This window comes from Streptomyces sp. NPDC087845, assembly GCF_044742755.1.
Classification (GTDB): Bacteria; Actinomycetota; Actinomycetes; order Streptomycetales; family Streptomycetaceae; genus Streptomyces.
Genome location: NZ_JBIUVC010000012.1, coordinates 99768 through 121292, shown reverse-complemented (window position 1 = coordinate 121292; position 21525 = coordinate 99768). Strand labels below are relative to the sequence as shown.

The 21525-nt window shown below is 68.3% G+C and carries 13 protein-coding genes and 7 pseudogenes; 12 read left to right on the top strand and 8 right to left on the bottom strand.

Features of this window, described 5'->3' with window-relative positions; all coding sequences use genetic code 11:
- Nucleotides 1-142 precede the first annotated feature (142 nt).
- Together ACIOMQ_RS28500 and ACIOMQ_RS28495 are read right to left on the bottom strand one after the other, a co-directional pair.
- Nucleotides 143-1627 carry a DEAD/DEAH box helicase gene (locus tag ACIOMQ_RS28500; RefSeq protein ID WP_362206569.1) on the bottom strand — a complete coding sequence of 495 codons (1485 nt, stop codon included), beginning with the start codon at nucleotides 1625-1627 and terminating at the stop codon, nucleotides 143-145.
- 162 nt (nucleotides 1628-1789) lie between these two features.
- Nucleotides 1790-1993, bottom strand: coding sequence for a cold-shock protein (locus ACIOMQ_RS28495; RefSeq protein ID WP_361458513.1), 204 nt, complete (start codon nucleotides 1991-1993; stop codon nucleotides 1790-1792).
- Between the two features lie 463 nt (nucleotides 1994-2456).
- Between ACIOMQ_RS28495 and ACIOMQ_RS28490 the strand changes: the two are divergent.
- The 6 genes and pseudogenes from ACIOMQ_RS28490 to ACIOMQ_RS28465 form a co-directional block, all read left to right on the top strand.
- A pseudogene (locus ACIOMQ_RS28490) lies at nucleotides 2457-2726 on the top strand (IS5/IS1182 family transposase); the annotation flags it as partial.
- A gap of 726 nt (nucleotides 2727-3452) precedes the next feature.
- A pseudogene (locus ACIOMQ_RS28485) lies at nucleotides 3453-4770 on the top strand (ISL3 family transposase).
- Nucleotides 4771-5147: 377 nt separating this feature from the next.
- A complete protein-coding gene (locus ACIOMQ_RS28480; protein WP_402190948.1) occupies nucleotides 5148-6824 on the top strand; it encodes a hypothetical protein in 1677 nt (558 codons plus the stop codon).
- A 12-nt stretch (nucleotides 6825-6836) separates the two neighbouring features.
- Nucleotides 6837-9842, top strand: a complete 3006-nt coding sequence (locus ACIOMQ_RS28475) for a DEAD/DEAH box helicase (protein WP_402190944.1) — start codon at nucleotides 6837-6839, stop codon at nucleotides 9840-9842.
- On the top strand, nucleotides 9839-11056 hold the full coding sequence (locus ACIOMQ_RS28470) for a hypothetical protein (protein ID WP_402190941.1): 1218 nt from the start codon (nucleotides 9839-9841) through the stop codon (nucleotides 11054-11056). The genes ACIOMQ_RS28475 and ACIOMQ_RS28470 overlap by 4 nt, the downstream gene beginning before the upstream one ends.
- On the top strand, nucleotides 11053-11580 hold the full coding sequence (locus ACIOMQ_RS28465) for a hypothetical protein (protein ID WP_329820748.1): 528 nt from the start codon (nucleotides 11053-11055) through the stop codon (nucleotides 11578-11580). Before ACIOMQ_RS28470 ends, ACIOMQ_RS28465 begins: the two co-directional genes overlap by 4 nt.
- A gap of 204 nt (nucleotides 11581-11784) precedes the next feature.
- Here the strand turns inward: ACIOMQ_RS28465 and ACIOMQ_RS28460 are convergent.
- The 4 genes and pseudogenes from ACIOMQ_RS28460 to ACIOMQ_RS28445 all read right to left on the bottom strand — a co-directional run.
- Nucleotides 11785-11980 (bottom strand): annotated as a pseudogene (locus ACIOMQ_RS28460) (DUF2399 domain-containing protein); the annotation flags it as partial.
- A gap of 182 nt (nucleotides 11981-12162) precedes the next feature.
- A pseudogene (locus tag ACIOMQ_RS28455) lies at nucleotides 12163-12285 on the bottom strand (hypothetical protein); the annotation flags it as partial.
- Nucleotides 12227-12625 (bottom strand): annotated as a pseudogene (locus ACIOMQ_RS28450) (TIGR02679 domain-containing protein); the annotation flags it as partial. The pseudogenes ACIOMQ_RS28455 and ACIOMQ_RS28450, both read right to left, overlap by 59 nt.
- Nucleotides 12622-13047, bottom strand: coding sequence for a secondary thiamine-phosphate synthase enzyme YjbQ (locus ACIOMQ_RS28445; protein WP_402190938.1), 426 nt, complete (start codon nucleotides 13045-13047; stop codon nucleotides 12622-12624). The gene ACIOMQ_RS28445 and the pseudogene ACIOMQ_RS28450, both read right to left, overlap by 4 nt.
- A gap of 92 nt (nucleotides 13048-13139) precedes the next feature.
- Between ACIOMQ_RS28445 and ACIOMQ_RS28440 the strand changes: the two genes are divergently transcribed.
- The 6 genes and pseudogenes from ACIOMQ_RS28440 (at nucleotide 13140) to ACIOMQ_RS28415 (ending at nucleotide 18443) form a co-directional block, all read left to right on the top strand.
- Nucleotides 13140-13223 (top strand): putative leader peptide, encoded by an 84-nt coding sequence (locus ACIOMQ_RS28440; protein WP_362206238.1) that lies wholly within the window; start codon nucleotides 13140-13142, stop codon nucleotides 13221-13223.
- A gap of 212 nt (nucleotides 13224-13435) precedes the next feature.
- Nucleotides 13436-14316 (top strand): annotated as a pseudogene (locus ACIOMQ_RS28435) (ABC transporter permease).
- Nucleotides 14289-15059, top strand: a complete 771-nt coding sequence (locus ACIOMQ_RS28430) for an ABC transporter ATP-binding protein (RefSeq protein ID WP_402190936.1) — start codon at nucleotides 14289-14291, stop codon at nucleotides 15057-15059. Before ACIOMQ_RS28435 ends, ACIOMQ_RS28430 begins: the two are co-directional and overlap by 28 nt.
- An 80-nt stretch (nucleotides 15060-15139) precedes the next feature.
- A pseudogene (locus ACIOMQ_RS28425) lies at nucleotides 15140-15838 on the top strand (ABC transporter substrate-binding protein); the annotation flags it as partial.
- Nucleotides 15835-17043 carry an LLM class flavin-dependent oxidoreductase gene (locus tag ACIOMQ_RS28420; RefSeq protein ID WP_402190933.1) on the top strand — a complete coding sequence of 403 codons (1209 nt, stop codon included), beginning with the start codon at nucleotides 15835-15837 and terminating at the stop codon, nucleotides 17041-17043. The pseudogene ACIOMQ_RS28425 and the gene ACIOMQ_RS28420, both read left to right, overlap by 4 nt.
- A 179-nt stretch (nucleotides 17044-17222) precedes the next feature.
- The gene (locus ACIOMQ_RS28415; protein ID WP_402190931.1) at nucleotides 17223-18443 is read left to right on the top strand and encodes an NAD(P)-binding domain-containing protein; all 1221 of its coding nucleotides are present in this window, start codon (nucleotides 17223-17225) and stop codon (nucleotides 18441-18443) included.
- 12 nt (nucleotides 18444-18455) lie between these two features.
- Here the strand turns inward: ACIOMQ_RS28415 and mltG are convergent, their stop codons facing one another.
- On the bottom strand, nucleotides 18456-19304 hold the full coding sequence (mltG, locus tag ACIOMQ_RS28410; protein ID WP_402190928.1) for an endolytic transglycosylase MltG: 849 nt from the start codon (nucleotides 19302-19304) through the stop codon (nucleotides 18456-18458).
- A gap of 381 nt (nucleotides 19305-19685) precedes the next feature.
- Complete coding sequence (locus ACIOMQ_RS28405; RefSeq protein WP_362206162.1) at nucleotides 19686-21491, bottom strand: ABC transporter ATP-binding protein; 1806 nt, start codon at nucleotides 21489-21491, stop codon at nucleotides 19686-19688.
- Nucleotides 21492-21525: the final 34 nt, after the last annotated feature.

Sequence of the window (21525 nt, the reverse complement as noted above, 5' to 3'; positions counted from 1 at the left end):
GGATCAGTGTGCGGCGTCGGATGCGGTGCATCGCAAGGCGGAGGGGCGCCCGAATACTGGAGGTATTCGGGCGTTCCGACAACGCGGCGAGGTGCCGCAGCTGCCGTCGCACGCCCGCCAGGGACCACGGGACAGCCCTCAGCTATGCGCCACGACGGACCCGGGCGGCCTTGCGGGCCTCGTCAATCCGGCGGGCCTCAGCAGACCGGCGGGACTCGCCACCGCCGCCGGCCCGCCCCGGGCGGGTGCCCAGACCGCGGAAGGGGGCGCCGCCGCGCTTCGGGCGCTCCGCGACCGGCCCGCTGCCGCCGACGGGGACACCGGAGGGAGCCTGGGCGCCAGTGATGCGGCTCAGCTCGGCCTCGCCGGAGCGGACCTGTGTGATCTGCGGCCTGATGCCCGCGTCGGACATGAGACGGGCCATGTCCCGGCGCTGGCCGGGGAGGACCAGCGTGACGACACTGCCGGACGCGCCGGCGCGGGCTGTACGGCCGCCGCGGTGCAGGTAGTCCTTGTGGTCGCCGGGCGGGTCGACGTTGACTACGAGATCGAGGTCGTCGATGTGGATGCCCCGAGCCGCGACGTTGGTGGCCACGAGCGCCGTGACGTCGCCGGTCTTGAACTGTGCCAGGGTGCGGGTGCGCTGGGGCTGCGGCTTGCCGCCGTGCAGCGCCGCGGCTTTCACGCCGCTGCTCAGCAGGTGCTTGGTGAACTGGTCGACAGCATGCTTGGTGTCCAGGAACATGATCACGCGCCCGTCGCGGGCAGCGATCTCGGTGGCGGTGGCGTACTTGTCGGCGCCGTGCACCTGCAGCACGTGATGCTCCATCGTGGTGACCGCACCCGCCGACGGGTCGACCGAATGGACCACCGGGTCATGGAGGTGACGACGGACAAGAAGGTCGATGTTGCGGTCCAGTGTGGCCGAGAACAGCATGCGCTGGCCGTCGGGACGTACCTGTTCCAGCAATTCGGTGACCTGCGGCATGAAGCCCATGTCCGCCATCTGGTCGGCCTCGTCCAGGACGGTGATGTTCACCCGGTCCAGGCGGCAGCCCTTGCGCTCGATGAGATCCGCGAGGCGGCCAGGAGTCGCAACGACCACCTCGGCCCCGGCACGCAGTGCGCCGGCCTGCCTGCCGATCGACATGCCGCCGACCACAGTGGCCAGCCGCAGCTTCAGCAACCGGGCGTACGGGGCGAGCGCATCGGTGACCTGCTGGGCCAGCTCGCGCGTGGGGACGAGGATCAGGGCCAGTGGCTTCCGCGGCTCGGCACGCTGCCCGGCCGTCCGCACGAGGAGCGCCAGACCGAAAGCGAGCGTCTTGCCCGATCCGGTGCGCCCGCGGCCCAGGACGTCACGCCCTGCGAGGGAGTTCGGCAACGTGGCGGCCTGGATCGGGAACGGCTCGTTCAGGCCGAGGCTGGTGAGCATCTTCAGCAACTCGACTGGCATGTCTAGTTCACCGAAGGTCGCGGCTGCGGGGAGGGCCGGGGTGACGGTGACCGGCAGCGCGAACTCCCCCTGTGGTGCGGAGGAGCGGCGCCCGGTATCGCCTGGACTGGCGCCAGGGCGCCTCTGGTCCTGTGGACGGAAACGGTCGTTCGTGCGAGCTGAACGGCTCATGGAGAACCTTCCTCGACAGGGCGCGCATCGAGGAATTCCCGACAGGATGAGCCGGATGAATTGCAAGAACGAGCCGAATGTGAAACTAAAAAAATCCACCGGAATATAGAAAGCCGGGCCCCGACGCAAGGCGGGGCCCCAGCCATCTCATACGCTTCGACGTCAGGCGGGAGTGATGTTCTCCGCCTGCGGACCCTTCTGACCCTGCACGACGTCGAAATTCACCTTCTGGCCTTCCTGAAGCTCACGGAAGCCCTGTGTGGCGATGTTCGAGTAGTGGGCGAAGACATCCGGGCCGCCGCCGTCCTGCTCTATGAAGCCGAAGCCTTTTTCCGAGTTGAACCACTTGACGGTGCCAGTAGCCATGTCACATCTCCTTGGGGGCAGTGCCCGCGGGCCCACGCCGTGTGAACCCCTGCGTTGCCACAATGAACCCCATCCGGATAAGCACCGGAGATACAGAAAATGCCCGACGACATACAGTCGCCAAGGCATTTGAAGTTTCGGGAACCACAACTGCAACTACAAGCAATTCTAGCACGGCAGAGAAATCCGGACTACTTTCACTCGTGACGTAAATCCTCAGCCTCGCGGCAGCACCGGATCAATATGCCAGCCGGCGCCAACTCGAGTACATACCGGAGGCGAATTTTCAGATTACTCAAGGGCGACCGATGAGAACTCGTCCTCTCCAGCGACGAGCACCTGGCCTCGACGGCTCTTTCTTTGCCCGAGGAAAGTCCATCGTACCTCTCGACCCGGATCATCTCGATTCATTTCCGCCAAAGACAGGCCCGGAATTACTCGGCGTCGAGCTGCTCGCATCCCTCCCGCCACCAGGCCTCCCAGGATCAGCAGGCGGCGCGGATCCCCGTCGAACCAACTGCGGATTCCCGACCAGCAGAATCATCGCAAGAACCGAGGTTCCCGAGGCGGTCGGCCCACTGGTTTCGACAGCGAGCGCTACAAGAAACGCAACACCGTAGAACGCACCATCAACCGCCTCAAAGGCTTCCGCGCCGTCGCCACCCGCTACGAGAAACGCGCCTATATCCACCTCGGTACCGTCACACTCGCAGCCCTCACTATCTGGCTCCGAACAAGATCCGAGAAACAGCGCCTGGACGACGGGTGCGGTCTCGTCGACGCGAGCGGTGGCCGCATCTGCCGCGCCGACGAGCCTGTCGGGTGACATGGCAAGTAGGTCGTCCCCACGCATGCGGTGCAGTAAATGCCGAGGACGAACCGCCCTCGGGGCGATCGAAGGAAGCGAGACCAGACCGTCCCCGCGAACGGTCCTTCCGCACTGCCCCCAGGCTCGCTTGGAGCGGCCGGACATCAGGTCTGCAGTCGCCACACCGCGCCACCTCAACCCAGGAACGACAGGCGGACCTTCCGGTTTGGATTGTCCCTGTTCGTATCCACCAACCTCCGTTAAGGCAACTGCCAAGGTACTCGATCGCACCCTCGACGTGGCGCCTCATCGAGAAGATGACGCATTAAGCGGGTACGAACATAGCTGCAGGTCAACGAAGGTATGCGGCCGCGCCAAGCGCCCTTTCGGGCATCTGGAGCGTTCACAACCGGTCAGAGGAGCACTCCTGTCGGAGCCGAAGTCCGTCCACCTCGGTCCTCTCTCGGACGGCATCGGGTAGACGAGCTACGCCCCCGCCGGGGTCCCACGACGGCGCAGGCGAGCTCCGTCCTCCAGGTGTGCTGGAGAGGGTCTGTCAAACGAACGGCTCTGGACCGTAGTCGGTGGTGACGTTGAGTAGCTATCCGTGATCATGATCTTGTGATGGATGTCAACTCCCTTATGGTCACGGTGTTTTCCGGGCTGTCGGTGCTGGTCGTCGAGGACGTGGCGGACGGCGGTGACGCGGTGGTGATCACGGCCCGCACCCCGGATGTGGCGGTGCCATGTCCGGGGTGCGGGACGCCGACGGCGAAGGTGCACGCGGGAGTTATGCAGCCGGCCGGCCGCGCGCCTTGCCGGTCTGCTGGCTGTGCCCGTTTCCCGCAGCACTGCGCTGCGCTATCTGCGGCGCCTGCCGCTGCCGCAGCAAGCGGTCCTGCGGGTGATCGGCGTGGACGACTTCACCCTGCGCCGCCGGCATCGATACGCCACGATCATCACGGACGCCGAGACCGGCGGACGCGTCGCGGTCCTGCCCGACCGTGAGGCGGCCACCCTGGAGTCCTGGCTGCGGGAGCACGGCAGCGGTGTCGAGGTCGTATGCCGGGACGGATCAGCCACCTACGCCGAGGCCGTCCGTCGCGCTCTGCCCGACGCGGTGCAGGTCAGCGACCGATGGCACCTCTGACACAACCTCTGCGCCAAAGTCCTGCTCGAGGTCCGCGCGCACGCCGGCTGCTGGGCTACCATCAACCCACCCCGCCCCGGCGGAGTACGCGAGCAGACCACCCGCGAACGCTGGAACAAGGTCCACGATCTCCTCGGCCAGGGCGTCGGCCTGCTCGACTGCTCCCGCCGCCTCAACCTGGCCCTGAATACCGTCAAACGGTATGCCCGCATGCCCGAACCCCAGGCCCTGCGCATCGCCCCCGCCTACCGTCCCACCCTCGTCGACCCCTACCGCGACCATCCCCGCGAACGGCGCCAGGCCGACCCCGCAGTCCCCGTCACCCAACTGCTGTGAGAGATACAAGAGTTGGACTACACCGGCAGCGCCAACTTGTTGGTTCGCTACCTCAACCAGGGTCGTGCCGAAGGCGACCGCCCCATAACCACGCCGCGTCATGCCCAGCCGTCTCCTACTCACCGACCCCGAGAATCTGCGCCCGAAGGAATTGGCCCTGTTGGAGAAAATCGCCGCGACCTGCCCGGAGATGACGGCGCTCGCCGATCTCGTACGCGGCTTCGCCGCCCCGCTGAAACCGGCCGAGGGCAACGATGTGAAACTTACCGGGTGGATCACCGCGCCCGCACCGTCGACCTGCCGCACCTGCGCAGTCTCACCAACGACCTCGAAATCGACCAGGCCGCCGTGGATGCCGGCCTCACCTTGCCGTACCACAACGGCCGCACCGAAGGCGTCAACACCCGCACCAAGAGGCTCACGAGACAGATGCACGGACGCGCCGGAATCGAACTCCTCCGCCACCGCATCCTCCTGCCCTGACGGACACCCAGCGTCACCACCGACTACGTGCCAGAGCCGAGCGATTTACAGTCCCGGCGAACGGCGAACCCCAACAAGAAACGGTTTTGCCGCGCTTAAACGCCAAGCGAAGTTGCTAACCCTCGACTCCGTGAGTCTCCCTTGAGGCAACCGTCGACGAGGCGCTGGATTGGCTCGTTCCTTACTGTTCCGGCAGCGGGCGTCATCAGGCGAGACCGACTCACGAATACGCTTCGATGGGCCAGGCTAGAGTGCTCGTTCTTGCTGCTTCCCACGCTGAGCGGGACGACAGCCGGGAGTGATGAGGTTCAGTCTCAGACCTGTGAAGGTGAGGGTTTCTGTTGGGGGGAGCGAGCAGGCGACGACCCACTGTGGTTGTGCTCACTGCTTTGCAGGTGGAATACGAGGCGGTGCGCCAGCACATGGTGGACGTCCACGAGGTCGAACTGCCACAAGGCACCCTTCTCGACGTCGGCCGGATGCCAGGCCTCAACTGGGAGGTGGCGCTGGCGGAGACGGGCCCCACCAACACCCGTGCGGCCCTCGTCGCGCAGTCCACGATCGAGCACTTCGACGCCGAGGCTGTGCTGTTCGTCGGCGTCGCCGGTGCGCTCAGGGACGATATCCACCTCGGTGATGTCGTCGTCGCCAGCAAGGTTCACGGCTATCACGGTGGACGCGAGAGCGTGGACGGATTCGCCGCCCGCCCTGACACCTGGTCGCCGGAGCACGACATGGAACAGCTGGTACGCTCCGCCCGTCGCAACGAACCCTGGGCTTATCTCCGCCCGGACACCCGCCTCTCCACACCACCCAAGGTTCATTTCGAGCCGATCGCGTCAGGTGACGTGCTGCTCGGCTTCCGCGACTCCGAGACAGCCCGACGGATCCGCCGGCACTACAACGACGCGGTGGCCGTCGACATGGAGAGCCACGGCGTCACCCACGCGACCAGGATGAACAGCGCGGTGCGGGCCCTGTCCATCCGCGGCATCAGCGACTTCACCAACCCGGACAAATCCACACGCGACGCCACGGGCTCGCAGGAGACGGCGGCGCGGCACGCCGCCGCCTTCGCCATGCGGGTGCTGCGCGACCTGCGCCCGAAACGGCAGGTTGCCCAGGAGCCGCGCAGCGCACCCGCCGTGGTCGTGGTGTCCGCCCCCGACCGCTCCCCCGAGCCGGCCGCCTGGGACAGCCGGCCCGTCGTCGATGTCGCGGGACAGCAGTACCTGCTGTACGAAAGCCCCGGTGATCTCGTTCACGAGTCGCGGGACGGCGACGTGCTGCGACGTCAGGCAGTGGCACGCGTGGTGCCCGACGGGGGTGGTCGCGGCGCCTACGCCTGGCTGCGCCAGGTCGAACGGACAGGGCCGCTTCCCGGCCCGAACCAATTCGACCCGCTGGCCGCGCTCGAACAGGAAGCCGAGCTGTGCCGCAGGCTCCGTGGCCCCGACGTCGTACAGCTGACCCGCAGCGGGAAGACCTCCACGCTCGCTCTGGCCTGGCCTGGCGACGCGAGGCTCGGCAGCCCCATGGGGACTGTCCATGAACTGCTGCCCGAGTCGCCGACGCCGACGGACCCGCAGCGCCTGTGGTCCATCGTGAGAGGGACCGCCGACGTGGCCCACGTCCTCGAACGGTTGAGCGGCGCGGGCTTCTCGCACCGCGCGCTCCGGCCGACCGCGGTCGTCATGCACCGGCCCCAGATGGTGCTGCGCGACTTCGGTCTGGCCACCGTGCCGCCCCGCCCGGGCGAGAACGCCGGGCCCTACCAGGCACCCGAGCAGCGGCACGGCTCTCGTGGCCGCCCCGGGCCGGCCACCGACGTCTACCAGCTGGGCGCGCTGCTCCACCGCGCGCTGACCGGCCGTATCCCCGACCCCAGGCTGCCTGCCTACCGCGGCTCAGACTCCGTACCGGACAGTCTCGTCCACGCGGTCGCCGGTGCGCTGCGGGAGGATCCGGGGGCCCGCCCGGAGGCGCGTACGCTCCGCCTCGCTCTGCTCTCCGCCGCACGCGAGCTGGCATCCGTCCCGCCGCCCCAGCGCTGAGGAGCGCCGCCGATGCCCGTCACCACCATCGCCCTGCGCGCCCCGCTGGTTCTCGTACCCGGCTTCGGTCTCGATGAACAGCTTCGCTCGAAGGCCGAATCCAGCGCCGGTCTGCCACCGGACGCCTCACAGATCGTTCACGACCTGAACCAGCTGAAAGCCGGCGTGGCCGTGATCGTCAACCCGGCTGGCGGCAAGTACAAACCGTCCTTGCTGGTTCATACACGCGCGTACCGGATACGCCTCGAAGCGACGAACCGAGGGACCGGCTACCTCGTCAAGCACATCGATCCGCTGCGCCTCACCGACCACGCGCGACTCGCCAGGTCCTGCCTTGTGGTGCGCCCGCCTGTCTGGCACATGGTGTTTGAGCTGCGGGCTGTACCCACAGGCTCGGACGCCCAGTGGCAGGTCCTCGAACAGGCTTGGCAGCGTCTCGGTCAGGCGCGGGCGGATCAGCCGGAAGTCCAGTCTACCGGCGATGCCCAGTCGGATTTTCTCGACTCGGTGGACCGCCTCATCGACGCCACCGAGGAGATCACCACGCGGGAGGCACGCCAAGCCGCCCCCTTCCCGTATCAGAGCTTCACGGCCACTGGTGGCAAGCGCGGCAGAGCCCCGCAGTCCGTCTACGAATTCGAGCTCATCGGACCGGAGCTGCCGCCGTCCGGCGCCTTCGTCCGCATTCAGGGCGACACGGAGTCCCGTGGCAAAGTGGGCCGGGCAGCGGGCCCGTGCGTCACCGTCCGATTCGATCAGCCCGCGTCATGGGACCGGCTGCCGACGCGCGGCGCTCTGGAGCTCATCCCCAGCAATGTGATCTTCAACAAGCAGCGGCAGGCCGTGGCGCGCCTCCGCGCACGCGATTCCAAGAACCCTGGCCTCCTCCCTGCCATGGTCGAACACCAGGTGCGCCCGATCCCGGCGACTGGCGCGCAACCGCACCAGGAACTCGACCCCGAACAACTCCTGGCGTTCCGCAAGGCGTTGACCACCGAGGACCTGCTGGTGGTGCTCGGCCCGCCCGGCACGGGCAAGACCCGGACCATCACGGAGATCGCCCACACCGCCGCAACCACGTCCGCCGCGGACATCGGCCGAGTGCTTGTCACGTCCCACACCAACCGCGCCGTGGACAACGTGTTAGCCCGGCTCCCGCAAGATCTCGTGGTGATCCGGGTCGGGGACGAGAGCAAGGTTCACGCCGACGTCAAACCGTTACTCCTGGAGGAACAGTCGGAGAGCCTCTCCGAAGAGATCCGGCACGCAATGGCCCAGCGTACGCAGGCCTACCAGGAGGCAGCAGCCGTAGAACCGTGGACAGCCGAGCTCGCCACGCGCGTTCAGCAGGTCGACAGCCACGCCGAGGAGGCGCGGACCGCGGACCTGCGCCTGCACGCGGCGATCCGGGCCGCGGCCGCACCGGCCCAGGAGCATTTGGCGGCGCTCCGGCTCGAGGAACAACAACGGCGGTCGATCCTGGAGGACCGCACCGAGCGTGCCGAGTGGCTCCGGGCGAAGGCCCACTCCGAACGGCAGCGTTCCAACGCCCTGTTCACCGGTCGCCTGCACCGCACCCGGGCTCGCCGGCGGGAAGAAAAGCTCGCCACCGAGACAGCCGAGATCGAGAAGCTGAACGCGCTCGCCCTCGGCATCCTCCGGCGGACCGAGGCGGCGAGCGCCGAGGCGGAACGCACGATCCGCGAGGACCCCGCAGTCATCGCCGCCCGAACCACACTTCAGACGGCGGAAGGCCACGTCGCCAAGAGCGTCCAGTCCGCCTACGAGGCAGCCGACACGGCCGTCCACGCGCTGCGCTCGGTCGTGCCGGGCGCGGCGCTGCCGGCTCGCCTGCTGGATCCGGCCGATGGGGCGACCGCGCTGCGCGCCCTGCACGGGCAGCTGAAGGACTGGCTCCCGGTCCTTTCGCGACGCCAGGAACTGACCCAGCAGTGGCGAGCCGCCATCGGCCAGGACCCGGGGCAGCTGGTGCCCGAACTCGTCCGCTACGCCCAGGTGGTCGGCGCCACCTGCATCGGCACCGCGTCACGCGCCGAACTGGCCGGCGTCGACTTCGACTTGGGAATCGTCGACGAGGCCGGCCAGATCGGAATCGCGGACACACTGGTGCCTCTGGCCCGGGTCCGCCGTGGTGTCCTGGTCGGCGATGACCGGCAACTGCCGCCCTTCCGCGATGCCGACGTGGACGAGTGGGCCCAGGACATCGGTGATCCCGAACTGATCCGGCTGATGTCACAGAGCGCCTTGGAACGCTTGCGTGCCGGGCTGCCCTCTTCGCACGTCGTGCAGCTGACCCGCCAGCGTCGCATGCCCGCCGAGATCGCCGACTTCATCTCGGCCGCCTTCTACCGGGGAGAACTGCTCACGGAGAAGGACCACAGTCACCGCGATCCCCTGTTCGCGAGCCCGATGGCCTTCGTCGACACTGCCGCGCTGCCCGACCGCGTGCGTCGTGAGTCGGGGCGCGGGCACACCGAAGGCCGCAGCCGCAAAGGCCCCTTCAACCCCTGCGAAGCGCGCCTTCTGGCCCGGCTCGCCGCCTTCTACCACCGCCGCGGCGCCGAGTGGATGGTGATCGTCCCCTACCTCGCTCAGCGGCTGGAGGTCGTCCGCTACCTCACCCCGCTGATCGGTGACTCTCAGCTCGCGGATGCTTCGGTCGGCAGCGTCGACTCCTACCAGGGTGGAGAGCGCGACGTCGTCCTGTACGGCTTCACCCGCAGTAATCCGGAGGGCCGGATCGGCTTCCTCAAGGAATTGCGCCGTGCCAACGTCGCCTTCACACGGGCCAAGAGCCAGCTCGTCCTGACCGGCGATCTGAGCACTCTGATGCGTGCGGACGATCCAGGATTCCGCACTCTCATCGGCGACCTTCATCAGCATCTGCTCGAACGTGGCGATCTGCGGGACTACCGGGAGGTCATGGCCGCCCTCGACGAAACCGTCCCGGACCTGGGCGATGCCGCCCGCCTGGCCCGGGAAGGAGGCCGGCCATGACCACTGCACCTCGCCTGATGAACTTCCCTGAAGAGCGAGTTCTGGAGGACGCCGCCTTCGGACAGGGCATCGTGCCCACCCGGCTCTACGCACTGCTGTTGCCGGTGTGGAAGGTGGAGATCCGCGCCGACATCACCGAGGGCGAGGCCTTCTTCCTGATCGACCGATTTTTGGAGCGCGGGCTGCGCCACGGTTCCTTGGACACCGTGGACGAACTCGCGGCGTTCTTCGCACTGGACCGCGCCCTGGTCGCGCAGGCCGTGCGTTTCCTGACCGCGATCGGCCACACCCAGGAAGGGCCCGGAGGCCGGCTGCACCTGACGCCGCTGGGACAGCGCTCCGTGGACGACGACATCCGCTACGTGGTCACCCGCCAGGACCGACGCCAGCTGTACTTCGAGGCACTGAGCTGCGGCCCGCTGACCCGGGCCCACTACGACGACGAGGTCGTGACGCTGCTGTCCGCCGAAGAGATGGACCGGGCGCAGCGCAGCAAGCACTACCCACGCTTCACACCGGTCGCTGTGGCATCCGGCTTCGACCGCTCAGCCCTCGACCGCCTCACGAGCCGCAAGGACCGGGCCCGGTTCAACCTCCCCGTCGCGCTGAACGCTGTGGAGTGTCTGAGCGAGACACTCGTCTTCCTGCCCGTCTACCTGGTGCGTGGCCGGGAGCGGCTTCTGGTCTACGGCCAGGCCGAGGCGGGGACAGCACACGACCCGGAGCTCAGTGCGCTTTGCGCCGGTACGCCGGAGCTGATCAACGCGCTCGACAACGAGGAGCTGGACACGGAGGCGGACGAGCGCCTCCTGCGGTCCGCCCTGAAGTGGCTCCGCGAGCAGGGCCTCGAAACGGTTGCCCCGGAACAGGACGACGACGGCACCTGGTCGGTCTCTCTGCCTTCCTCCGCCTTCGGCGAGAAGGGGATCCCGTTCTCCCGCATCGGGAGCTATCGCATGGCGGGCAGCCGCTTCTTCCGTGTCTGGTGCCCGGAGGAAACACCACGGAAGCATGCCTTTCTTGACCGACTGGACCAGAGGATGGGCTCGCGCCGGCAGGTCACTCGACAGGAAGCGGAAGAACTCATCACTCGCCTGGCCCTCCAACTACGCTTGGAGATCCCCGATGTGTCCCTTGTCCGCAGCGGCGCGGAGAGGAACGGCCTCAGCGGTCTGGAAGCCCAACTGGCTCGTCTGGAGAAGGAAAAACTGTGATCGACATCGGCCAACTCCTGCTTGCCGAGTACGAGCAGATCAAGCAGGAGCAACGAGCCAGGATCGGCTTCCGCGACAACCTCATCTACGCCACCCTCGGCGTCGTGGCGGCGGTCATCGGCTCCACGCTCGCACGGGGCGGCCACCTCGAAATGTTGCTGCTGCTCCCCCCGTTGTCCGTAGTCCTGGGGTGGACCTACCTGGTCAACGACGAGAAAATTTCCGCCGTCGGCCGGTACATACGCGACGACCTGTCCCCTCGCCTCAAGGAGTTGACGTCAGTCCAGACAGATGTCTTCGGCTGGGAATCCGCACACCGTCGCGACGCACGCCGCGGCTCTCGGAAACGATTCCAGCTCACCGTGGACCTGATGACGTTCTGCGGGGCACCGCTTGCGGCACTGGCCGTCTACTGGCTGCTCGGCCCGACACCTTGGCCGCTGATGGTGATCTCGCTGACCGAGACAGCCATGGTCATCGTCTTGGCGGTCCAGGTCGTCCGCTACGCCGAACTCGGGAGCTGAACCAGCCCAGCGGCCATTGCCCCGGGGCGATGGCAGTGAGGTCTTCCAACAGCACATCGGCCACCGGTTCCTCGACCACGGCGGTGCCGTACTCAGCCATGGCCTCGGCGGCCAACGCGGGGTCCCACGGCGCTCCGGTGATGCCCCGGGTAGCAGACCGTGTGCGTTGCGGACGACCGCGGCCCGGTAGTCCGCTGCCGTCATGCGCCAGGGGTGCGCCCGCGTCTTGTCCAGGACGTATGCGGCAATGCGGATGTCCTCGCCATCGAAGTCGCGGCACCCGGTCGACGAGTAGGCACAGGAGCTGGATCGCGGCAGTGTTGGGCCAGCCAGACGTGCAGACAAGCGGCGGACAGCCGGGGCCGAAGCGGCGAAGGGCGAGGATGCTGGGGTTCTCCACCACGTGGACAACGAGTGGGGCAAGGGCGGCGGGCAAGGTGAGCTCACCCGGCTTCCGGACGTGGGCGAGGGGCTGGCTGCCTGACCTGCCTCGGTGCACAGGCGGGCCACACGGGCGAGCAGACCGTCGCTGACGAGGCGCAGTCCGCCGACGACGACGGTGGTGGACAGCTCGTCATCGGCTACGCCCGCGCGGCTCCACAAGGCGCGCCGTTCCGCCGCGGACTGCCGGTGGCACAGTGCCGTACAGGGTCGCCAGGGCGCGCAGGACGAGCGTGGCAAGAGGTGTGTCGTCGCCGAGATCATGCGCGTGTCTGTTCAGAACCCGGGCAGCGAAGACGGGCAGGGGTTCGGCCTGACAGAGGAGTTCGGCGAGCACATTGAGCGCGTCGGTGAGCAGCATACGGGTACGTTCCGCCGAGCCGCGACCAGGGCTTCGACCCGACAGGAAGCGGCCCAGTCGGCGAACACCGGTTAGCGCCCATACCGTTTCATGACCGGCCAACCAGGGCCACAGCCCCGAGCGTTCATCGTCCTGGCGGCGGCGCTCACCGGCTCTGTCGCAGAGCGGTCCGACGAGTGCGGTGACGACTTCTCGGACCGTACGGCCGGGCTTCCCCTCTACAGTGCCACCGACGCGACTCACTGACCGAAGAAGCTCAAACGGACGTTACGGTTGGTATTGCTGATGTTCGTGTCGACCAGGCACACCGACTGCCACGTCCCCAGTTCCAGTCGGCCCCCGATCACCGGCAGTGTTGCGTGCGGTGCGACCAGGGCCGGGATCACGTGGTCACGGCCGTGGCCGGGACTGCCGTGGCGGTGTTGCCAGCGTTCGTCGGCGGGGAGCAGGACGTGGAGGGCGGCCAGGAGGTCGTCGTCGCTGCCCGACCCGGTTTCCAGGATGGCGATGCCGGCGGTTGCGTGCGGTACGAAGATGTTGAGCAGGCCGTCCCTGGCGGCGGCCGCCCGGTCGAGGAACTCTTCGCAGTCGTGCGTCAGGTCGGTGACGGTCTCCGACGCTCCGGTGGTGATGTGCAGGACGCTGGTGGTGAAGGCATGGGGCATGCCTTCATTCTCTCGCCCGCGCTGCGAGATTGCGCGTCCACGTGCCGAGACACCATTGACCGTCTCAGTCATGGATCGCTACGTTCAATGCCATGTTCCGTTCAGCTCTGCTCACTTCGCGCGGTCACATCGACCTGCTGCGGGTGGCTTCGGCCGCGTGTCGCACCGGCTGCTGACGTCCTTTCAGCACATGTCCCGCCGGTGACGGAGTACTTCGGTCACCTGCCCACGCCGCCGGATGTGCCTGATCACCTACGCCCCGGCGGTGCCCCGCCCCGTCGGCCGCGTATCGTAGCCCCTGTGCCACAACACCGACAGTAGTTCGCACACGCGTGCGGCCGAGGTGGTCTCCCCCACTCCTTGTCCGTGGACTGCTCGTGGAGCCCTCATGACCACCGGCCATGCTCCCACCCCACCGGATATATCACCTGAATCCGGTATACCTTCTGCTTCGTCCGCTCGCCGACCGCTCGATCTTGAGCCGGTGGTTCTGCCTTCCGCCCGGGGTGTGCGTCTGCGGGCGGTGCCCCGTTGGATACGGCGTACGGTCGGGCCGCTGCTGCTCCTCCTGTTGTGGCAGGTGCTCAGCGCCACCGGTGTCCTGCATCCCGAGGTGCTCGCATCGTCCGCGCCGGATCGGATCTGGTCGCGGACGGGACACTGCCGTCGGCGATGGGGATCTCCCTGCGGCGGGTTGCCGTGGGGCTGGTGCTCGGGGGCGTCGTCGGAACGGCACTCGCGCTGGTTTCCGGGCTCTCGCGGCTCGGCGAGGATCTCGTGGACGCGAGCGTACAGATGCTGCGCACCGTTCCCTGGGTCGGGCTGATCCCGCTGTTCATCATCTGGCTCGGGATCGGTGAAGCGCCGAAGGTCGCGCTCATCGCGCTCGGTGTGGCCTTCCATCTGTATCTCAATGTGTATGCGGGCATTCGCGAGTTCGATGCCCAACTCGTCGAAGCCGGCCATTCGTTGGGACTCCGGCGATGGGGGCTGATTCGGCATGTGGTGCTGCCGGGCGCGCTGCCCGGAGCGATGACGGGGCTGCGCTACTCCCTCGCCACCGCGTGGCTGGCGCTGGTCTTCGGCGAGTCCGTCAATGCCGATGCCGGGATCGGCTTCCTGATGAATCAGGCCCGGGAGTTCTTCCGTACCGACGTCATCATCGTCTGCCTCGTCGTCTATGCCTTCCTCGGCCTCGCCGCCGATGTCATCGTCCGCGTACTCGAAAGGCTGCTGCTGCAATGGCGACCGACCTTCACGGGACAGTGAGCTCCTCCGCTCCGGCCGACCGGCCGGAGCCCGCCGTACGGGTCGAGGGGCTGACTCGTTCCTTCGACGGCGGGCCCGTCGTCGACGGGCTTGATCTCACCCTGAACGCCGGGGAGTTCACCGCGCTCCTCGGCCGGAGCGGCTGCGGGAAGTCGACCCTGCTGCGGGTGCTGGCCGGGCTGGACCGCGAGATCGAGGGCACCGTGCTCGTACCGAAGCGACGGGCTGTCGCCTTTCAGGCGCCCCGGCTGATGCCGTGGAAGCGGGTCTGGCGCAATGTGTTGCTGGGCCTACCCGGAAAGCCCGAACGGGCGGTCGCCGAGCGCGCGTTGGAGGAGGTCGGGCTCGGAGCCCGGTCGGGGGCATGGCCCAAGACGCTCTCCGGGGGCGAGGCACAACGCGCCTCGCTGGCCCGAGCGCTGGTGCGTGAGCCCGATCTGCTGCTGCTCGACGAACCGTTCGGCGCACTCGACGCGTTGACCCGGATCAGGGTTCAGCACTTGGTGGCCGAGCTCTGGCAGCGGCGCGGCTGCGCGGTGCTGCTGGTCACGCACGACGTGGACGAGGCGTTGCTGCTGGCCGACCGCGCGCTGGTGATGCGGGACGGAACGATCGCGTACGAGACACCCGTCGCCCTGGACCGGCCGCGCGCCGTGAGCGGCCCCGAATTCGCCGCGCTGCGCTCCCGGCTGCTGACCGAGCTGGGTGTCGAGAGCGCTGCCGCACCCGCGAAAGCCGTGTGACCACCTCGTCGCGTGCCACCCGGCGGTCGGCGGTCGGGCCGTCGCGCCATCTCGCCACCCTTTCCGCCCTCGTCGCCCTCGTCGTGGTGGGCGCCGCCCATGGCTCCTCCGCGGGCGAGGCGATCGTTGTCCCGAAGGACTCCCCGCTGCGCGATCCGGCCCAGCTCAAGGGCAGGTCGATCGCTGTGGCACAGGGCAGCTCGGCCCACTACCAGTTGGTGGCCTCACTGAAGAAGGCGGGGCTCGGCATCACGGACGTGAAGCTGAAGTACCTCCAGCCGGCCGACGCCCTGGCCGCGTTCAGCCGTGGCAAAGTCGACGCCTGGGCCATCTGGGATCCGTACACCTCGCAGGTGCTCCGCAGCACGAAGGCCCGGGTACTGACCACCGGTGAGGGCGTCGTGAACGGCCTCAGTTTCCAGGTGGCCTCGCCCCCCGCGCTGAAGGACGTCGAGAAGTCCGAGGCCATCGCCGACCTGTTGGTGCGACTGCACCGGGCGCAGACCTGGGTGTTCACACACCCGGAAGCTTGGGCGAAGGAGACCGGGCTGCCGTACGAGGTGGCCCTGGACGCGGTCAAGCGCAGCTACGGAACCCGGGTCCCCGTTGCCGTCGACCCTGCCGCGATCGCTTCCGAGCAGGCGATCGCCGACACTTTCGCCGACCTGAAGCTCATTCCGCAGCGCTTCTCCTTCAAGAAGTACGTCGATACCCGTTTCAACCGCGGTCTGCCCCCGTCCTCGACCACTCCCCGCTCGTACGGAAAGGCATCGTCATGAATGTCCATCTGCACTGGTTCCTGCCCACCGGCGGTGACGGACGCACGCTCGTCGACCGGCACGCGTACACCGACGGCGGGATCAGGCGGGACCGGATCACGCCGGTGAGCGGGGTGCGCGCGCCCGACATCGAATATCTGGCGCAGATCGCCAAGGCCGCCGAACAGCTGGGGTTCGAGGCTGTGCTGACGCCCACCGGAACCTGGTGCGAGGATGCCTGGCTGACAACGGTGGCACTGGCTCAGCACACCGAACGGCTGAAGTTCCTGGTGGCGTTCCGGCCGGGCGTGATCTCGCCGGTACTCGCCGCGCAGATGGCCGCGACGTACCAACGGATCACCCGGGGGCGGCTGCTGCTCAATGTGGTGACGGGCGGCGACTCGACGGAGCAGCGGCGCTTCGGTGACTACCTGGACCACGACCGGCGCTACGCCCGGACCGCCGAGTTCCTCTCCGTGGTGCGGGGTGCGTGGAGCGGACAGCCGTTCGACTTCGACGGTGAGCACTACCAGGTGGAGGGCGGTCTGACCGCGCTGCCGCCGGACCCGCTGCCGGACATCTTCTTCGGCGGGTCCTCTGCGGCGGCAGGGCCGGTGGCCGCCGCGCATGCCGATGTCTATCTGACCTGGGGCGAGCCGCCGACGGCCGTGAAGGAGAAGATCGGCTGGATTCGCGGGCTGGCGGAGGAGCAGGGCCGTACGGTCCGCTTCGGCATCCGGCTGCACACGATTTCCCGTGACGCCTCGCGGCAGGCGTGGGCGACGGCCGAGCGCCTGCTGGGCGATCTCGATGCCGAGACGGTGGCCGCCGCGCAGCAGGCGCTGGGGCGGAGCGAGTCGGTCGGGCAGCAACGGATGCTGGCGCTGCACGGCGGCTCCCGCGACAAGCTGGAGATCGCGCCGAATCTGTGGGCGGGTGTGGGCCTGGTACGGGGCGGTGCGGGCACCGCGCTGGTCGGGAGTCACGCGGAGGTCGCGGATCGGATCGAGGAGTACCACGAGCTGGGTGTGGAGCACTTCGTGTTGTCCGGATATCCGCATCTGGAGGAGGCGTACTGGTTCGGCGAGGGCGTGACTCCCGAGCTGGCGGCACGTGGCCTGCTGCCGACCGTACCGGCGTCTCCGCTCCTCGGGACGCCCGCCGCGAGCGGCCGGCCGGCGTCCGCGCCGGGCGGGGCTCCACTGCTCGTCGCGGGCGGCCGCTGAGCCGGGGCGGGGAGGCGAGCGGGAGAGCGTGCCGGCGTGCCGATCCGGAAAGCCCGTGGACCCGCGCGCACACGCCGAGCCCCCGCGGGTCTGTGCGCCTGTGCGCCTGTGCGCGAGCATCGCGGCTGATCGCGGCGGATCGCGGGAAGATCCTCACCCTCGGAGAAGTTAGTAGAAGCGTGAACAACTTTGGGGCGGTCGCAACGGACACGGTCGATGTCGTCGTGATAGGCGCCGGACAGGCAGGGCTGTCGGGCGCCTACCATCTGCGACGCGCGGGTCTGGAGCCGGACCGCGACTTCGTCGTGCTTGACCATGCTCCGTACCCCGGTGGCGCCTGGCAGTTCCGATGGCCCTCGCTGACGTACGGCAAGGTGCACGGCATGCACGCGCTGCCCGGCATGGAACTCGCCGGAGCCGACGACAACCGTCCCTCCTCCGAGGTGATCGGTGCGTACTTCGACACGTACGAGCGCACCTTCGACCTGCGGGTTCACCGGTCGGTCGACGTGAAGGCCGTACGCGAGGGCGACGGCGGACGGCTGCTCGTCGAAACATCCGAGGGCACGTATGCCACCCGTGCCCTGATCAACGCGACCGGTACGTGGGACAAGCCGTTCTGGCCGCGCTACCCGGGCCAGGAGAGCTTCCGCGGGCGGCAGTTGCACACCGCGAACTACCCGGGGCCCGCGGAGTTCACCGGGAAGCGCGTGGTGGTGGTCGGTGGCGGCGCATCCGGTACGCAGCATCTGATGGAGATCGCCGAGGTGGCGGCCGAGACGTACTGGGTGACGCGTCGGCCGCCGGTCTTCCGGGAGGGGCCGTTCGACGCGGACCAGGGGCGGGCAGCCGTGGCGAGGGTGGAGGAACGAGTACGGCGCGGGCTGCCGCCGCAGAGCGTCGTGAGCGTGACCGGGCTTCCGCTCACCGACTCGGTCCGGCGTGCCCGCGCGGAGGGGGTGCTCGACCGGCTGCCGATGTTCGACCGGATCACGCCGGCCGGAGTCGCCTGGGGCGACGGCCGTACCGTCGAGGCGGACGTCATCCTCTGGGCGACCGGGTTCCGGGCGGCCATCGATCACCTCTCGCCGCTGAAACTCCGCGAGCCGGGCGGTGGCATCCGGGTCGAGGGCACTCAGGCAGTGCGGGACGCGCGCATCCATCTCGTCGGGTACGGGCCGTCCGCCAGCACGATCGGCGCCAACCGGGCCGGGCGGGCCGCGGTGCGCGCGATCACCCATGTGCTGCACGAGACCGATTCCGAAGCGGAGGCGGAGGCAGAGGCAGAGGCGGGGACGGAGACAGCGGCCGAGACGGGTACAGGTGCACGTACACGTACGGGTATGGGTACACGGACGGTGGCGGGGACGGTCGAGGATCTCGTGTCCGCCGCAGTGTGACGGTGCGGGCGCTCAACCGCCGGACGCGCTGCGACGGTTGCGGTTGAACTCCTCCACGTTTCTCTGCTGTTCCGTATAGCTACTGGTGAAGCGGGTGTCTCCCGGCGCCACCGTGACGAAGTACAGCCACGGTCCGGGCGTGGGGGTGATTGCCGCCACCATCGCCTGCTCCCCCGGATTCCCGATGGGGGTGGGCGGCAGCCCCTTGCGCTCGTAGCTGTTGTAGGGACTGTCGATCTTCGTGTCACCGGTGGTGGTGTGCAGGGTGCTGCGGTTCAGGGCGTAGTTGAGCGTGGAGTCCATCTGGAGCGGCATGCCCCGGTCGAGCCGGTTGTAGATGACTCTGGCGACTCTGCCCATGTCGCGCCCGGTGTCCGCCTCGGCCTGCACGATGCTCGCGATCGTCACCGTCTGATACACCGAGACGCCATTGCGCCGCGCACCCGCGGTGATGTGGTCCGCCCCGAATCGCTCGACCGCCGTGTCGACCATGTACCTGAGCAGGCTCTGCGGGGTGGTGTCGGAGGTGATGGGGTACGTCGCCGGGAAGAGGTAGCCCTCGGGATTGCCCTTCGCCTCGACCGGGAGCGGCAGCTCCGCCGTGCCGACTGCCTTCTCGGTGGTGCCGGATGCGACGGCCAGGCTCTTGTCGACTGCGGCGTACACCTGGGAGGCCCGCCGGCCCTCGGGGACCACGAGCGGGCGGACCCGTTCGACCTCGGGCCCCCGCATCAGCAGTGGTACGAGGACGGCGGCTGCGACGGCGAGAACGAAAACAATGCCGATGAGCAGCACCAGACGGCCGCGCCGGGGCGGGCGGAGAGTGAGGCGGGGCGGGGTGTCCGGGGGCTGGTTCACCATGCGCGCACGCTATCCCGCCATCCGGAACCCCCACCTGGACGACAGGCCCACGCCTCACGAACAGAACACACGAACAAGGGATCGGGTGTTCGCTAGAACGCGTGATCGTTGCGCTATTCGTTGCTCAACTCCCCCGCGGCAGATGATGATTACAGGGCGCAAGCGAAGGGCTGCAGACCGCGACTGCGCTGTCCCGCAGATACACCATGTACAAGGAGAAACACCGGATGAACCTCATCACCAACCTGCTCGCCGGCATCGTCCACTTCGTGGGTTGGCTCATCTGACCCTTGCTTCCCCCGGCGCCGTCGCTCCCCGTCCCACGGGAGCGGCGGCGTCGTCGTCTGTGGAACCTCGGCGGACAACACCCGGCCCCGCCGATCAGCCCGTCACCGGCGCGAGTTGGGTGTCGCGCCGGACCAGAGCGGCGTAGCGGCCGTCCTGTCGGAGGAGTTCGTCATGGCTGCCGCGCTCTGCGGTTCGGCCACCGTCCAGAACGACGATCTGGTCGGCGTCGCGGACGGTGGAAAGCCGGTGCGCGATGGTGATCGTGGTGCGCCCCGCGGAGAGCGCGTCGATCGCTTCCTGCACGGCGAATTCCGTACGGGTGTCGAGGGCACTCGTCGCCTCGTCGAGCACCAGGACGGGCGGATCGCGCAGGATCGTACGCGCGATGGCGAGGCGCTGTTTCTCGCCTCCCGAGAAGCGGTAGCCGCGCTCGCCGACCATGGTGTCGTACCCGTCGGGGAGTGAGGCGATGTGATCGTGGATCTGCGCCGCACGGGAAGCCGCCTCGATTTCGGCGTCGGTCGCGTCCGGTTTGGCGAAGCGCAGGTTGTCGGCGACCGAGGCGTGGAAGAGGTAGGTCTCCTGGGAGACCACGCCCACGGCCCGCGCCAGGGTATCGAAGTCCAGATCGCGTACGTCGACACCGTCGAGCGTGACCCGGCCGCCGGTGACGTCGTAGAGCCTGGGCACCAGATAGCTGAGTGTGGACTTGCCGGACCCGGTGGGGCCGACGACCGCCAGGCTGCCGCCGGCCGGCACGGTCACATCGATGCCGCTGAGGGTCGGGCCGCTCTTCTCGTCGTAGCTGAAGTCGACGCCTTCGAAGCGGATCTCACCGCGGATCTTCTCCAGCCGGACGGGATTCTCGGGCTCGGTGATGTCCACTTCGAGGTCGAGGTACTCGAAGATCCGCTGGAAGAGTGCGAGGGACGTCTGCATCTGCACGCCGGTGGAGAGCAGGCTCACGGCGGGCCGGAAGAGCCCCTGCTGGAGGGAGACGAAGGCGACGAGTGTGCCGATGGAGACGGCGGGGCCGCCGGACTGCAGGGCGAGGCCCGCCGCCCAGTAGATGACTGCGGGCATGGCGGCCATGACGATGCCGATCGTCGACATCCGCCACCGCCCGGCCATGCTGGAGCGCACTTCGAGGTCGACCAGTCTCTCGGACTCCTCCGCGAAGCCCTTGGTGAGGGAGTCCGCCCGGCCCATCGTCCGGCCGAGCAGGATGCCGCTGACGGAGAGCGACTCGGTGACCGTGGCCGCCATGGCCGCCATCTGCTTCTGGCGCCGGGTGGTGATCTTCTTCCGCTCACGGCCGACCCGGCGGCTGATCCAGACGAAGACCGGCAGCAGGAGGAGCGAGACGAGGGTGAGCCTCCAGTCGAGCGCCAGCATGGCGACGACCGTGGCGATGACGGCGGTGAGATTGGAGACCAGCGACGTCGCGGTGGAGGTGACCGTCGCCTGCATGCCGCCGATGTCGTTGGCGATGCGGGACTGCACCTCGCCGGTGCGGGTCCTGGTGAAGAACGCGAGCGGCATCCGCTGCAACTGGGCGTAGACGGCGGTGCGCAGATCGTGCATGACGCGCTGGCCGACCGTGGTGGAGATGAGAGTCTGCAGGACGCCGAAGACGCTGTTCATCACGGCGGTGAGGATCATGCCGAGGGCGAGCAGCGACAGCAGCCCCGTACGCCCCTGTGGGATGGCCGTGTCCAGGATTTCGCGCAGCAGGAACGGCGAGGCGACCGACACCAGCGACGAGGCGCCGACCAGCAGTCCGACCAGGGCGAGCCGGCCTCGGTAGGGATGGAAGAGGCGCAGGACGCGGCGCAGCTCGGCGGGCGGACTGCTCCCGTCCCGGGGCGGGGGTGTCCAGGTGATTTCGTCGGGTTTCATGGGCTCCTTCGTCGGGCGTGCGGCAACTCGGTCT

Coding starts and splice junctions, on each gene's coding strand:
- ACIOMQ_RS28500 (WP_362206569.1), bottom strand. CDS start 1,627: ATGAGCCGTTCAGCTCGCACGAACGACCGTTTCCGTCCACAGGACCAG.
- ACIOMQ_RS28495 (WP_361458513.1), bottom strand. CDS start 1,993: ATGGCTACTGGCACCGTCAAGTGGTTCAACTCGGAAAAAGGCTTCGGC.
- ACIOMQ_RS28475 (WP_402190944.1), top strand. CDS start 6,837: ATGCCCGTCACCACCATCGCCCTGCGCGCCCCGCTGGTTCTCGTACCC.
- ACIOMQ_RS28470 (WP_402190941.1), top strand. CDS start 9,839: ATGACCACTGCACCTCGCCTGATGAACTTCCCTGAAGAGCGAGTTCTG.
- ACIOMQ_RS28445 (WP_402190938.1), bottom strand. CDS start 13,047: ATGCCCCATGCCTTCACCACCAGCGTCCTGCACATCACCACCGGAGCG.
- ACIOMQ_RS28440 (WP_362206238.1), top strand. CDS start 13,140: ATGTTCCGTTCAGCTCTGCTCACTTCGCGCGGTCACATCGACCTGCTG.
- ACIOMQ_RS28430 (WP_402190936.1), top strand. CDS start 14,289: ATGGCGACCGACCTTCACGGGACAGTGAGCTCCTCCGCTCCGGCCGAC.
- ACIOMQ_RS28420 (WP_402190933.1), top strand. CDS start 15,835: ATGAATGTCCATCTGCACTGGTTCCTGCCCACCGGCGGTGACGGACGC.
- mltG (WP_402190928.1), bottom strand. CDS start 19,304: ATGGTGAACCAGCCCCCGGACACCCCGCCCCGCCTCACTCTCCGCCCG.
- ACIOMQ_RS28405 (WP_362206162.1), bottom strand. CDS start 21,491: ATGAAACCCGACGAAATCACCTGGACACCCCCGCCCCGGGACGGGAGC.